This window comes from Brevibacillus formosus (assembly GCF_003013405.1).
GTDB classification, from domain to species: domain Bacteria; phylum Bacillota; class Bacilli; order Brevibacillales; family Brevibacillaceae; genus Brevibacillus; species Brevibacillus formosus.
The window spans coordinates 49,497-63,743 of sequence record NZ_PXZL01000031.1 but is presented as its reverse complement, the minus strand read 5'-3'; the positions used below and the strand labels follow the sequence as shown (position 1 = coordinate 63,743).

Below are 14,247 nucleotides of genomic sequence, written 5' to 3'. Positions count from 1 at the left end.
AATGTAATCGAGGTGTTAAACAAGCATGGAAGCATCAATCTCAATTGTCACCTACCGCCCTGAGCTGGCCGCAGCAGTCGCAGATATGTGGAATGCCAGCCGAGATAGCTGGGGAGGCGGAAATTCGATTACGACAGCCGAACAAATCAGACAAGAAGAAGCAGCCTCTGACGCTATCACCGTCTATCTCGCAATGGAAGGCGAAACGGTCGTTGGTTATTGCAGCCTGGCCGAATATCGGGAAGATACCGGTGCCCTCTACATCCCATTGCTCAATGTACGTCCTGACTATCACGGAAAAAAGGTCGGCCGGATGCTGCTTTCATGCGCACTGGAGAAAACGATTGAGCTCGGCTGGCCGCGACTCGATCTGTATACATGGGCAGGAAACACGAAGGCTGTTCCGTTGTATAAGAAGTTCGGCTTTTTCTGGGAAGACCGGGACGACGCCACCCATCTAATGAATATGATTCCTTCTGTGCTCCGTACCGAGGCGATCGCCCACTATTTTGAGGAGCTTGACTGGTATCAGGACTCCACGCGGGAGATCGTCGTAGAGCCAGACGGACGCAAGGAAAATGGCTTTGATTACTTCACCTACTCCTGGGCAAAAGGAGAAAAGCGCTTGCGCGTGGAGTTTGAGCGGCGCGGTCGAGGCATGCGCCTCATCGAGACGGAAGATTATCTCGTGTCTGCCGAAGTGGAAAAGCTGGAGCTGGTCTTTGGACGGGAGTATCGGATTCACTACCGAATCGTCAACAAATCAGGCAAGCCGTTACAGATTTCGTTAAACGGGCAGCCGAGCGACACGATCCGCTTTGATTATCAGCACGAGCTGGCTGTAACAGGGGAAACCACACTGTCAGCAAACTTTTTTGTCTATCCAATCTCAGAAGAGCAAAGCATCTGGCGTACGCATCCGCGTGTCTGCACCCACCTGCTGATCAACGGCAAGGCAGCGCTGTTTGAGGTAGGAATCCTTCCCAAGTTCCCTGCTACTCTTTCCTTACATGTACCTGGCCTCTCTTATCCGGGACAGACAAAACTGTTTTATTTGGACGTGGAAAACAACTTTGCGGAAGAAGCCGAATTTTCATTCGAGCTGCCCGCATGTTCATTTTTCGGCTTACAAGAGCAACGCCACACTTTCAAACTGTCTGGCAAAGAGCGCATGTCGCTTCCGCTTAAAGCTGATCTGTATGAACACGGCTTTTACGAAGCCAACGTACAGGTGGAGGCAAAGCTCGCAGATGCCAGATCGGTTTCTTTTGCCAAAAAAATCGGAGCTGCCTTTACGGGACTCGGTGCGATGGTGTCGGGAGAAACGGAACAGGCTTGGCAGGTTCACCATGGCCGCCATTCGCTCTACTTGAACAAAGAAGATAATGAGATGACCGTTGTCAGCGGGACAGGCGGGGAGCCAACCAATCTCTTCTATCCCAAGCTCGGCAAACCGTTTTCCAGCGAGTTCTCGAAGAAACGTGCCGAGAAAGTTGCGTTTATCTCAGAAAGGGGAGCCATCGGAATCCGGGCAACGTACCGCTCCGGTGCATACCCGCAATTTGCGTTGATTAGCAAAACGCTCCTGTTCGGAGATGGTACCGTAGAACACGGATTGGAGATAGAAAACCACTCTGCTGACAAGCTGGCTGCTGAGCTGTGGCTAAACCAAGGCTTTCATCACAGTTTTCATCGCCCCATTGTGCCGTACCAAGGCCGTTTTGTGGAAACACCGTCGTCCTACGGCAGCGATATGGACTATTGGGATGCTGAGTTAGTCAGTGAAAACTGGCTGTTTACACAGGATGAAACGGCCCCATGGGGAATGTGCTGGCCTCCTGAATACCGTTTGGACATTCAAGGCTGGTACGTCACACTTGAAACCAATCTCGGCATGCTTGCTCCGCAGGAAAAAAAATCGTTTGGCCCGATTCACTTCTCGCACGGCAGCTATGCCGACTGGAAAGAATTCCGCGCCTTTGCCCGTAAAGAACCACTACCAGCAGACTTGAGCTTGACCTCTCATCTGGAGTTGAGTGCGAATGGGCAAAATCCGTTTGTCACAAGCAAGGAACTGGGTGTACAAGTAAAAGAATACAAGCAGCAATATTTGGACGGAGAACTGATGGCATCTCTTTTGAGCGAGTCAGCTTCCGGACAAACGCAGAGCTTTACAGAAGATGAGGAAGAGACGGAATCTGGCTTTACCTTCAAGACGCCGGAAAAACCATATGACCTCGTGCAAGTAGAGGGACGTTTTGCCACGCATGTATCGCAATTGCAAAGTGCGATTTTTCCAATCGGTCCAGGCAAGATCATCCAGGAGCAAACAGTAGAAGAGGGACAGCAGGTCTATATCGCCGACAATGGACGATTGCGGATCAAAGCCGCTCCAGATTTTGCTCCGACACTCTACTCGCTCACAAGCAATGGGCAGGAGTGGCTGGACAGCTCATTCCCTGAGCGAAAGCCGAAATCTTGGTGGAATCCGTGGACAGGTGGAATTGGCAACTATATTGAGGAGTTAAGCGCGTTTTCATTGGTTAAGGAAGAACGTACGGCTTCCTTTGTCGAGCTAGTCGACAACAAGCAAAATGCGTGGCAGGGAATCAAGGTCAGCTACCATGTGAAAAAGCAGGAGAAGTATCGCGGTTTGACTTGCCACCAGTATTACTTGCTGCTGCCAGGAGCACCTGTCCTCTGTCATACCGTTGAGATCGAGCAGAATACCGGAACGTACTTTGCTGGCAAGGAATTGTCCACGGACATCTTTTTGTTGCAGCCAGGAACCGAGGACGATGTGGTATGGCTGAAAACCGTCGGTACGAATGGCGAGGAGCTCAGCTACAAGCTGGCACAAGGTGAATTGGATGTCCTTGAAGTTTCCGATTATGTCCTCGGGCGAGCTAACAGCAAGGATCAGATGCATATCGTTACTGACCTCGATACTGCGGACCTCCAAGTATACGCAAACAAGGAAGTGGCCGTAGCTTCTGTCATACGCGAGCTGAATCTGCCAAACAACAGCACTGCCTTTACTCCGCCCGTCTTTTTCCTGTTTGCCGACAACACGCTTCCATCCAATGCCTTATCTGACTTACGTGCAATACGCTTTGCCAAATAAGGGAGGGCTTCACAATGAAAATCATTGATGCGCACATGCATTTATCCCATATCGAGGAATTCAAGCGGACGGCGGCAGAAAAGTCGTTTGTCGATTACTCCGCCGCTGGTCTCTTGCAAGAATATGCCGAAAATGGCGTAGTCCTCGGGATCGGCATGGGCTTGACAGAGACTCAGCCAGACGGCTTTCCCGATGTGGAAGCTGTCACTCCTATGGGACTAGACCTGACAGACGAGCTGCCGCCGCAGTTCGTCTATTGTCTAGGAATCAACCCGTTTAAACTGGATGAAGCAGCAGTGGCACGCTTGGAAGCTAACCTGCAAAAGCCCAATGTGGTCGGGTTGAAAATCTATCTAGGCTATTATCCCTTCTACGCCTATGATTGCGTCTACGATCCCGTCTATGCGCTCGCAGCCAAATACCAGATGCCTGTCGTCTTCCACACCGGCGATACGTACTCGGAGCGCGGACTCTTAAAATACTCCCACCCTCTCACACTGGACGAGGTGGCGGTGAAGCATCGAGACGTCAATTTCATGATGGCCCATTTTGGCGACCCGTGGGTACTCGATGGGGCAGAAGTTGTTTATAAAAACCGCAATATGTTTGCAGATCTCTCCGGCTTAATGGTCGGTGACGCAGCCAATTGCAAGCGACTTGCCGAATCCCCTCTCTTCTTCTCCCATCTGCGCCACGCGATCACCTATTGTGATCATTACGACAAGTTTTTGTTCGGAACAGATTGGCCGTTGGCACCAGTGAAGCCGTATATCCAGTTTGTCCAGGACCTGATCCCCGTGGAGTATCACGAGGATGTGTTTTACAAGACAGCATTGAAGGTGTTTCCCAAAATCAAGCCGTTGGTTGAGTAGACGATACAAATCCCATGTCTCTTCCTCTCGAAGAAACATGGGATTTTTCATTTGTTCAATAAAACTTCTTCTATTTACGACAAAAAACGACAGTTTCCGTATTATGATAGTATATGCGAGTTTGCTTATAGACCGTCAGGATCGGACCACTATGACCCAAAGCTTTCGCTAGTACAGAGATAGCAAGGTTTCTACTAAATTGGGGGAGGACATGTTTCCTTGAAGAAAAAAATTGCCTGGGTTACAGACAGTACCGCACTCATACCTGATCACATCATGGAAGAGCATGACATCTACGTCGTTCCACTGGAGATTATCTTTGAAGATGGCACTTATGAAGACGGCATTGATTTAGAGCCTGAACATCTTTATCAAAAAATTGTGCAGGCCAATTATGCTCCCAAAACGTCGCAGCCTTGCTTAGGAAAATTTGTGACGCTCTACGAACGATTAAAGGAAGAGTATGAATGCGCGATTGCTGTCCACCTCTCCTCTAATCTGAGTGGGACCTACAATACAAGCGCAACAGCAGCCAAGATGGTAGACTTCCCTGTCGAGTCGGTAGATTCCAAGCTGATGTCGTACCCGATTACCTCGATTATCTTAAACGGAATCGAGCAAGCCAAAGAAGGAAAAGGCTATCGAGAGATCGCGGCTTCCTTGCGAGAAGAGTACAAAAATTTCGAGAACTACATCCTGGTCGGCAGTCTCGACCAGTTTTACAAGGGCGGCCGAATGACCGGTTTGCAATATTTCATCGGCAATCTGCTTCAGATCAAGCCGATTTTCCAAATTAAAGACGGGCTGTTTGAAGTATATGAAAAGGTTCGCACCGAAGGGAAAGCGGTCAAGCGCATGCTGGAACAGCTGGAGAACGCCAAACAGAATTACTCCGTGAAGCACGTGCAGATTTTGCATGGCAACGTCTTGGAAAAAGCGTTGGAACTGAAAGAGAAAATTCAGAGCAAATACTCCGATGTCGAGGTGTTGGTTGGGCCGATCAGCTCCACGATTGGGGCGCATGCTGGGATGGGGACATTGGCACTTGCGTGGAGAAATGAATAGGGCTTGAACATAAAAAGTCGCTCAGGTATTGAAAGATAATACCTAAGCGACTTTTTCTTGCTTCTTGAACTTCTATATGGAATTCCCCACTAGACTTGCCATAAGCAACCCACTTGCACTACTTGGCTCGTCTTTCAAACACTGATTATCGCCAAATACAAAAAAGTGATCTTTAGCCCTAGAAACAGCAACATTCATCAAACTCTTGTTTGCATCAATAAAAAAGCAACCTTCATTCCTTCCATATACGGTGGACATGAGAATGACATTTCGTTCGGCACCTTGGAAAGTATGAACGGTACCGACACTTATCTTCGAACGTAAATGAGGAGCTTGCTTTCCAATTTCTGTTTGGATGCATCGAACCTGTGCCTTAAACGGAGTAATGATTCCAATCAAATTGTGCTCTGCTTCCTTTGGATATGCAGCCTGAATGAGTGCAAAATGCTCGTTCAACCATTCAGCTATCTTGGCTGCCTCCTGTCGATTGTATCGACTCGTTCCTTGCTTGCTAGAGTTTTCAGAGTTAATCTGTCGAAATCCCATTTGAGGCCACTGTTTTAAGGCTCGCCCTGCATGTTCCGTCCCTTTTCCTCGTTTCGGCTCCAAATTCCCTTTGTAAACCAGCTTGTTACAATAATCAATTATTTCGTTATAACAGCGACGATGCTCAGATAGAAACAATCCCCTCTCTTCATATTTTTGATAACGGCAGCTTTTTGCGGCCACTCTCATCACACTTGAGCCATATCCATTTAATCCACATAATTCTAGTTGTTCATATCTGCCCAATTCTTTAATCGCTCCACTGGAAAGGGCAAGTGCTTTATCCAATGCCCGGTTTATGCTCCACACTGGCTCAATTTGATAGACGTCCCCAACAACGATCGCTTTTTTTGCCAGTGCAAATGCACCTGCACCGATTTCTGGGGATACTTGCCCCGCCTCATCCACAATTAGCAAATCGATGTAGTTATAAAGAAAAAAATTAGTTTGGTCGCCATATGCTAAGAATTGTTTCGGAAGCATGAAAAAAGTCATTACCAGACAGGGAGTAATCATCGCAAGACGGTTATAGAACTTCTCCAAAACATTTTTAAAAGATTTCCCAACTTGCTTCTCGGTTAATGCATCTTCCCCGCTTGCCCACCGACATTCAAAATAATGAACGGCTAGCCAAAACTCTACGTATCGAATCTTTTTATCTATCAGCTCGTTCATCTTGTCAATTGAAACATCGTATTTGCTTGCTTCATCATCATGCAATTCGATTCCATGTTGATTTAATAGCTTTAATTCGTTATCATACCGCTCGATCCACTTCTTTACAGCATCTCGTTTCTTTTGGAGATCAGCAAGCTTTTGATTACATTCAGCAAGGCGCACGCTGTAAATTTCTTTGATTTCGATTAGCTTCATAGTGCCTTGCAAGAAAGTCCACTCTTCTTCGTTCATGAATAGCGTGAACTCTGTTTGTACACGCTTCGAGAACCATCTAAAGAAAAATGGAATCCTTTTGTAACACCCTTCCCACTCCTTAACTCTCTTGGGAATGTCTCGAATCGACTTTTGAATCTGCTCGATCCCTTCCTCCAACAAATTGAGGTAACTATCTATTCTCTCTCCATTGCATTCAAATTGATTTAACGTGTCACACAATACCAGTAAGGCTTGTTTTCTCTCTTCAAAAAACAATAATTCTTCGTGTAGCTTTGTTTGGCAGTCAGCTACTTGTACATATTCAGTTTCAAAATATTTATTGCAATTTTGTAGCAGTTTGCTCTTTGATTTTTCGAGATTTTCTCTCGCTTCAACATTGGCAACAAAATGCTCTCCTCTAGAATTCGTGAATTGATAACCATTATTTCGTGCTTCCTTTTCTTTTTGTCCCGATGGAAAATATGTAGCAAAACTAGTTACCCCTTCAATCCAACGTTCCTCTAGATTAGAAAGCCCAACCTTATTTATTTTTCCAAATGAAGCGATTATATTCGTAACTGCTTGATTGTTCGTCGATGTCGCTACAATAAGCGGCGCTTTTTCTTTTTTTATTGCCCTTTTGACATACATATCGGCAACAATAGATTGCAAGAGGGTCGTTTTCCCCGTACCCGGTGGCCCATTGACTGCCAGAATATCGCCGTCTCTCATGTGATTAAAATGATTGACTGCCTCTCTTTGCGAAGGGGATAAAGGAAATTCTCCCCCCATTTGACCAGCGTGCAGCTTCATATTCGACAGACTATTCTCGATTAGTGAATCAAGTTTAGCAGGCTTGGTTGAAATGAAACGTTCATATAGACCCTTAGGTAGATCATTTTCCAACAAATGATTGTACAAATTCATGACATGATAGGTAGAATTTACAGTGTTATCAACAAAAAGATACACGTTACTCTCCAACTCGATCGGTAAATCATCGCCTCCTCGATTTGGAATTTCGTTTTGTTCGAATTTAGCTCCGGTAATAGACTCATAAAACGCTTTGAAAAATTCAACGTAATCAGACCAAGTCTTGAGTTGTTCTATTCGATCTACATGGTTACTAATAAATTGGTCAACCTCATCCGCATAGCCAACAGACAGCTTTGGCTCCACCATGGGCTGAAGGTACTCTCTTGGAAACCATGGCAGTTTCTTATCGCTGCTATCATACCTTAGCTTTCCATCTCTATGAAGAATCGCTGGAATAAAAAATAGGCCAGTCAATTCTTCTATTTCTTCTTGAATCTTGACATAAGCCTCAAAGACAGTTTTCACTGTTTTGGCACAAATCAGGACATTGATAGTGTCCTTTTGAGACCTGTTTTCTTCATTTGCGAAACCCTTGTTTCCTTCCGAGAAGATTTTATTACAGACGTCGGCTTCCAACTGTCCGTTGATAAGCTCAATTGGATTCAAAATATAAAATGGGTCCACCTTAAAATCAATTCCAGTATGAGTATTCGCCGCGACTACGCTCCTGAAATACCGTGTGATTTCTTTACCTATTGCCCCCATATCATTCTCCTAATCCTTCGCAAGTAGTAGACAATAAAAAAAGAAGGCGAGGAACGCCTTCCCTAAAACTATCATAATACAGTTATTTCCTCTTTTTCAATTTTCCTTTTTAACCTCTTCTACCCTAATCACGACATTCCCCTTCTTCCGCCCCGTCTCTACATACCTATGTGCCTCCGGTACTTGTTCCAGCGAATAACGTCTATCAATAACCGCTTTTATCTGTCCTTCCTCCATCAACTCTTTGAGGAAATCCAAATCCTCCATCCGCACCTTTGCGATCCCTTGCCCATCCACTGTCAGGAATATCCCGTTGGGCGCCAGTGCTTTTACGCAATGGGACTTTGTTGCTTTCCCAACGGCATCAAATACAACGTCATACCGCTCTTCTTTTTTCGTAAAATCTTCTTTCGTGTAATCGATGACGGTATCGGCTCCCAACGATTTCACCAAATCAAAATTGGCAGAGCTGCATACCGCGGTCACCTCAGCGCCAAAATACTTGGCAAGCTGCACCGCGGAGGTCCCGACCGATCCAGAAGCCCCGTAGATTAGCACTTTCTGTCCCTTTTGCAGCTTCCCTTTTCGAAAAAAATGCAAGGCGGTCGTTCCCCCAAAAGGAATCGCGGCGGCTTCTTCGTGTGTAGCATTTGTCGGTTTTAACCCCACGATTGCGTTTTCATGCAGACAGATGTACTCCGCATGCGCACCGCATCGCATCCCGCTTAATGCATAGACTTGGTCGCCTGTTTTAAATCGTTTTACATGTTTTCCGATCGCTTCGACTTCCCCAGATAGCTCCACACCGAGAATCGGATTTCTCGGTTTTGTGAAACCGAGCACGAGGCGCATGGGAATCCAGAGCAAGAACGGACTTTTGAAGGCGCGTATTCTACAGTCTCCTGATGTAACCGTTGTTGCATGCACTTTTATCAGGATTTCATTCTCCTTAGGGATAGGCTTCTCTACTTCTCTTAGCTCCAAAACATCGGGCGATCCGTATTTTGTGCATACCACGGCTCTCATTGACATCCTCCTATCGTGCTTGCCATGAGTATAGCGGGAGCACGGTATTGGTATACAGATACTTAATGGCGAGCGCGTGCGACTGCTTCCGTACGCCGCTGAACTTGCAGCTTGTCAAAGATATTCCGGTTATGCCCTTTCACCGTGCTGAGTGCGAGGAACAGCTGCTGGGCAATGTCACGATTCGATAATCCTTTTTCGATGAGCTGCATGAATATTTTTGTGGTTATCATTGGCATCATCATACTGGAATTATAATAATCGCACTCTTACAGCGTCAATAAAGTGTCGATGGACTCCTGCGCCACAAGTCATCGATTGTCAATCTGGCAAGTTTCCAGATTTCGTCCCTACTTCATACGAAGGACGTACGTGGTCGTACATCAAATGCAAAACCATCCCTGTAGCAGCATGGTCCAGGTTATGGCAGTGGTCCATCCACATGCCTGGATTGTCTGCGACAAAAGCAACCTCGTAGGTTTCTCCTGGCATCACGTTTAATGTATCAGTCAGCCATGGCGTCATTACTTGCTTGCCATTCTTCCTCAACACCGTCATATGGTGCCCATGGAGATGCATGGGGTGCTCGGCCAGACTTTTATTCACAAAGGTGGTTTTCACCCTTTCTCCTTGTTTGACAACGAACGTTGGGGTATGGGGGTAGACCTCTCCATTTATCGTCCAAAGAAAATGAATTTGACCGTTGTAAAAACCCATCCTGTTGCCAAGTATCATCTTGAATTCACGATCAAATTCAGCTGCGGGAGTTATCTCATTTTTTGCTGGCTTCCCGTATTGTGACGGATCGAACATGTCTGATTCTGCTTGAAAGCTCGGGTTCGCAGGGGGAGCATCCGAATAAAAAATTATACTCGGCTTTTTATCATCCTGATAGTCGCCAATCTTAAACAAAACAGGTCTGTCAGGCATCGTAAAGGTGACATCGTATCTTCCACCTGATCCCAAACGGAATGCGGTTCGGTCCGATAGTCGATCCGGGTCTTGAATCGGTACACCGTCAATGCTCGTGATTTGATAGTCAGTTCCTTGCAGCAGGTATTTTTGCGATTGATTATGCGTATTGATGATTCTCAGCTTTACTTTCTTCCCTGATTGAATTTGCTTCCATTGTGCTTGATCCTCGTACCCAATAGCTGTCTTTTTTCCTTGATCTGTATCCCATCTATGATTCATTACCGTAAACTCTTGCTCATATGCCTCTGTTTCACTACGAGGGTCGACAATGAGCGAGCCAAAAAGGCCTTTTACTACTTGCTCTGCGGCTTGCTGGTGAGAGTGGAACCAATACGTACCTGCTTGCTTGGCCTGGAATTTATACGTGAAGCTTTGCCCGGGTTTGACGACATTTTGGGTCATGCCCGGTACACCGTCCATTGCGTTTGGGACATTGTAGCCATGCCAATGAATCGTAACTCCTTTGTCGATATCCTTATTCATCAGCTTCACTTCAACAATATCTCCTTGCCTCACGCGTATCTCAGGAGCGATTTCTCCATTGTAAGTCCAGGCATCGATTTTAGCACCGGATGCAAGTGTTACCTCCTTCCACTGTGCAACCAGCTCAAACTTGCTATCTGCCGGAGCAAAAATATCCCCTGTGAGTGCCGCCACCTCCACCATATTGGATTGGTTCCCATGGTTTTGATGGTGGGAGAGCATGGTAGGGACTCCGCCGCCTTCGTCTATCCAATGATGATTCATCATATCGGAGGCTTCCGGTAATTTGGACGACTGGGTTCCTGCGAGAACTTGTACAACCATGACCGTGATGACAATACTGGCGGTTATCACACTCATCAGCCCAAATCTGAGCAGCTCTCTCCCTCTTTTTTGCTGGACGAATTCGCCTCTGCGAACAGCTTGATATTTTCTTTTTAGGAAAAGGAACGGAATGAACAAAATCAGCAAGAGCAGGAAAGGGAGTTGGACGAGTTCATACATGCTGGGCATAACCGGTTGGGCGAAGATGTGACTGGAGACATTCATGACAGATGTTATTGCTGCTGCATAGAACGGGATGACCATGGCAGGATGCGAGACCTTGGCGAGCGTGTCTACGGATATGCTTTCTTGTTGTGCTGGCTGGATGCCTCGTAGTTTAGGCAAAACGTACATGGCAACAGGGAGATGACCGATCAGCATGACTGGGACGATCACTTTGATGATGCCTTCGACGAAAAACCAGCCATACCGTACAAACTGACTCACGACCAAGAGGCACCATATCAGATCGACTACAAAGGCAATACAGCTCACCCATACGAGCAAGGTTTTCCTGCTTTTCAGTCTTTGATTGTTTTTCGAAGTGGGGAGCATCGTCACAATCAAGCTGGCCCATCCCCATAGCACCGTCATCACGAGAGTTACGATGATACCTGTAATCGTTTCAAGCATCGCATCTATTGCTTTTCATTCCTTTCCCCTCGTTTTTTGATTTTACCGAACGGTTTGAGATAGGAAATGGCGGTCATAAAGACAAGTGCCGCGATATTTGCAATGGCACCCCCGAGCAAGGAATAGCTCGTCGTGAGAAACCCTGCATCTGTCAGGGCGACAATTCTCATTTGATCTGCCCCTTGAATGAGAGTGGATAACCAGTTGCCCATGAACTTGATTCCAAACAAAATCAAGAAGACCGTCAAAATGAGCTTGATGACAATCCAGTAATGTTTGAAGAGCCCCCATTGTGTCCATATGGATAAGGCAATCCCTGATACTAAAGCGACCAACGCCGTATATCGAATCAAGACCACATCGATCAAATGCATATTGTCGAGAGTGTAATATAGCTGCTCTCCATTACCAGACATGAGCATGTAAGAGCCAAGGACAAACATGCAAATGGCCCCTCCCAGCCAACATACAACTGACAGAACATGAATCGTAATCATCCATTGCTTTTGTTTGATCGAGAATCTGTATTTCATTTTCCCACCCTCCCCTTTTGCTGTTGATGCTACCACCAAAATGTTGCGAACTTATGGTGATGATCTGGAGAGGTTATGATGACTCTATGTACGCTCCTTACCTGTTGTATAATAGGAAAAAATTAAAAAAGATAGGGGTTTGAGAATGGGGATCAAGGTTTTGATCGTGGAAGATGAGGAGAAGATCTTGTCGCTGATGGAAACCTTCCTTCAGTCGGAAGGGTACGATATCTTTACCGCACAGGACGGGAAAACCGCTGTACAGCTTTTTACCCAAATCAAGCCGGAAATCGTCATCCTGGATTGGATGCTCCCCCATATGAACGGTCTGGATGTATGTCGTCACTTCAGACAGCAAGGCGAGCCGGGAATTATCATGGTCACGGCCAAAACAGAGGAAACAGATAAAATCGTTGGCTTGGAAATGGGAGCGGACGATTACTTGACGAAACCTTTCAGCCTGCGAGAATTATCCGCCCGAATCCGCTCTTTATTACGGAGAATGAACAAGGGTGGAAACAACCACGAGCTGCCTTCTGTCCTCCGAAGAGGCGAACTAACGATTCACGAGGAAAGCTTGCAAGTATTTAAAGGCAAACAAGAACTGCGGTTAACTCCAACCGAATTCAAGCTCCTTCACCTGCTGGCATCAAAGCCTGGTCGGGTATACAGTCGAATGCAATTACTTCAACACGCCTTCGAGGAAGAATTCGTCATCGACGAACGAACGGTTGATTCTCATATAAGCAAGCTGCGCAAGAAAATAGAGGACGATGCCGACCATAACGTGTACATCCAAACGGTTTACGGTTTTGGATACCGGTTCGGAGCAAACCATGAAAATTAGAACGAAGCTGATGCTGTCGATGAGCATTTTGATCGTCTTCATCATGCTCAGCCTACTCGCTGTCACGCACATTCAGTTTTACATTGATCGCGATCTTGTTTATTTGGAGGAGAAAGCACTTTTTGATTCGTTACGGGATGAGTTCGAGCAATACTATGTGAATCACGGTGAATCCTGGGATGGGATTGGGGTTCAGGCCGGAGCATTCGAGCACAGCCGTGATTTTGTCGAAATTGGATTAGTTATAGAAGATAAGATGCTTTATCAGCAAGGGAGCTTACATCTCCGTGACCTTCGGGACCAAGGCTATAAATTGACGTTATACGGTAACAATGAGCAGAAAATCGGCCGGCTATTTGTCATGAATGACGCCCAATATAAGACGTACGAATTCAAAACGATGTGGTACAGTATTCTACCTGCCATCGCCCGAGTATCGATCCTCTTCACTTGTCTTGCCGCTTTGGTCACCATTTTCATTTTGTCCTGGAGGCTGACCAAACCAATACGCGAGATTATCAAAGGAATCGATTTGATCAAAGGCGGAAATCAAGAGGTTTCCTTTCCCATTCACAGAAAGGATGAATTCGGGGCGATCTCGCGAGCTTTACAGGAGATGAACGACAGCCTCGCAAGCCTGGAACGATCCCGAAAGCAGTTGCTATCCGATGTCACTCATGAATTGAAAACGCCGCTCATGATTATTCAGGGGGAGTTGGAGCTCGCCCAGGATACGGGGACCGCGCTTTCCTTTGAAAAGCAATCGTCTCTTCTCGATGAAGTGTTGCGGTTATCACGCATGGTGAATGAAGTCTTGGATCTGTCCAAGCTAGAGGCTGGCGGCACGCAACTGTATCCAAAAACCGAGAATATCGTCATGATTCTGAATCAATTGGTGGAAAAGACCCAATTCTTGGCGGAAGATAAGCACATCTGTCTCATTACGCATATCTCAGAGGAAGTCATTGAGGTGTCCGTAGAGAAGCAACGTATTCTTCAAGCTCTTTACAATCTCCTGATCAATGCCCTCCATTACACAAACCAAGGGGGATACGTAAAGCTGCATGTTGACCGGGTGTACAGGCAAGACCGCCAGAATGAGTATGTCCGAATCATGATAGAAGATAACGGAACGGGCATACCGGAGGAGGACCTTCCCCTTATCTTTAACCGCTTTTACAGAGCAGACCATTCCAGAGCTCGTCCAAGCGGCGGAACGGGTCTTGGGCTCGCGATCGCACAACAAAACATCTTCGTGCATCACGGGTGGATTGAAGTACATAGCGAGGTAGAGAAAGGTACGACGTTTTCGGTGTTTTTGCCAGCACTTCCTGTTGTCCGTGAGTGAACGTGTCTCGACAAGCA

The 14,247-nt window shown here is 46.5% G+C and carries 9 protein-coding genes and 1 pseudogene; 5 read left to right on the top strand and 5 right to left on the bottom strand.

The window, feature by feature from the left end; translation table 11 throughout:
* The first annotated feature begins 25 nt into the window (after window positions 1-25).
* The 3 genes from C7R91_RS24470 (at window position 26) to C7R91_RS24460 (ending at window position 5,061) form a co-directional block, all read left to right on the top strand.
* Window positions 26-3,124, top strand: a complete 3,099-nt coding sequence (locus C7R91_RS24470) for a GNAT family N-acetyltransferase (protein ID WP_047070679.1) — start codon at window positions 26-28, stop codon at window positions 3,122-3,124.
* A gap of 14 nt (window positions 3,125-3,138) precedes the next feature.
* Window positions 3,139-3,996, top strand: a complete 858-nt coding sequence (locus C7R91_RS24465; protein WP_047070677.1) for an amidohydrolase family protein — start codon at window positions 3,139-3,141, stop codon at window positions 3,994-3,996.
* A 219-nt stretch (window positions 3,997-4,215) separates the two neighbouring features.
* A complete protein-coding gene (locus C7R91_RS24460) occupies window positions 4,216-5,061 on the top strand; it encodes a DegV family protein (RefSeq protein ID WP_047070675.1) in 846 nt (281 codons plus the stop codon).
* Window positions 5,062-5,133: 72 nt separating this feature from the next.
* On the opposite strand, the gene C7R91_RS24455 is transcribed toward C7R91_RS24460, so the two are convergent.
* From C7R91_RS24455 to C7R91_RS24435, 5 genes and pseudogenes are all read right to left on the bottom strand, one after another.
* Window positions 5,134-8,061, bottom strand: coding sequence for an AAA domain-containing protein (locus tag C7R91_RS24455; RefSeq protein WP_047070673.1), 2,928 nt, complete (start codon window positions 8,059-8,061; stop codon window positions 5,134-5,136).
* Window positions 8,062-8,157: 96 nt separating this feature from the next.
* Window positions 8,158-9,087: an NAD(P)-dependent alcohol dehydrogenase gene (locus C7R91_RS24450; RefSeq protein ID WP_047070672.1), complete on the bottom strand. Its 930-nt coding sequence runs from the start codon at window positions 9,085-9,087 to the stop codon at window positions 8,158-8,160.
* Between the two features lie 62 nt (window positions 9,088-9,149).
* Window positions 9,150-9,299 (bottom strand): annotated as a pseudogene (locus C7R91_RS24445) (response regulator transcription factor); the annotation flags it as partial.
* Between the two features lie 109 nt (window positions 9,300-9,408).
* Complete coding sequence (locus C7R91_RS24440) at window positions 9,409-11,502, bottom strand: multicopper oxidase family protein (protein ID WP_047070670.1); 2,094 nt, start codon at window positions 11,500-11,502, stop codon at window positions 9,409-9,411.
* A gap of 5 nt (window positions 11,503-11,507) precedes the next feature.
* Window positions 11,508-12,035, bottom strand: a complete 528-nt coding sequence (locus tag C7R91_RS24435; protein WP_047070669.1) for a hypothetical protein — start codon at window positions 12,033-12,035, stop codon at window positions 11,508-11,510.
* Between the two features lie 145 nt (window positions 12,036-12,180).
* Here C7R91_RS24435 and C7R91_RS24430 point away from each other — a divergent pair, with 145 nt between their 5' ends.
* Window positions 12,181-12,882, top strand: a complete 702-nt coding sequence (locus C7R91_RS24430; protein WP_047070668.1) for a response regulator transcription factor — start codon at window positions 12,181-12,183, stop codon at window positions 12,880-12,882.
* Window positions 12,872-14,230 carry a sensor histidine kinase gene (locus C7R91_RS24425; RefSeq protein WP_047070667.1) on the top strand — a complete coding sequence of 453 codons (1,359 nt, stop codon included), beginning with the start codon at window positions 12,872-12,874 and terminating at the stop codon, window positions 14,228-14,230. The genes C7R91_RS24430 and C7R91_RS24425 overlap by 11 nt, the downstream gene beginning before the upstream one ends.
* Window positions 14,231-14,247: the final 17 nt, after the last annotated feature.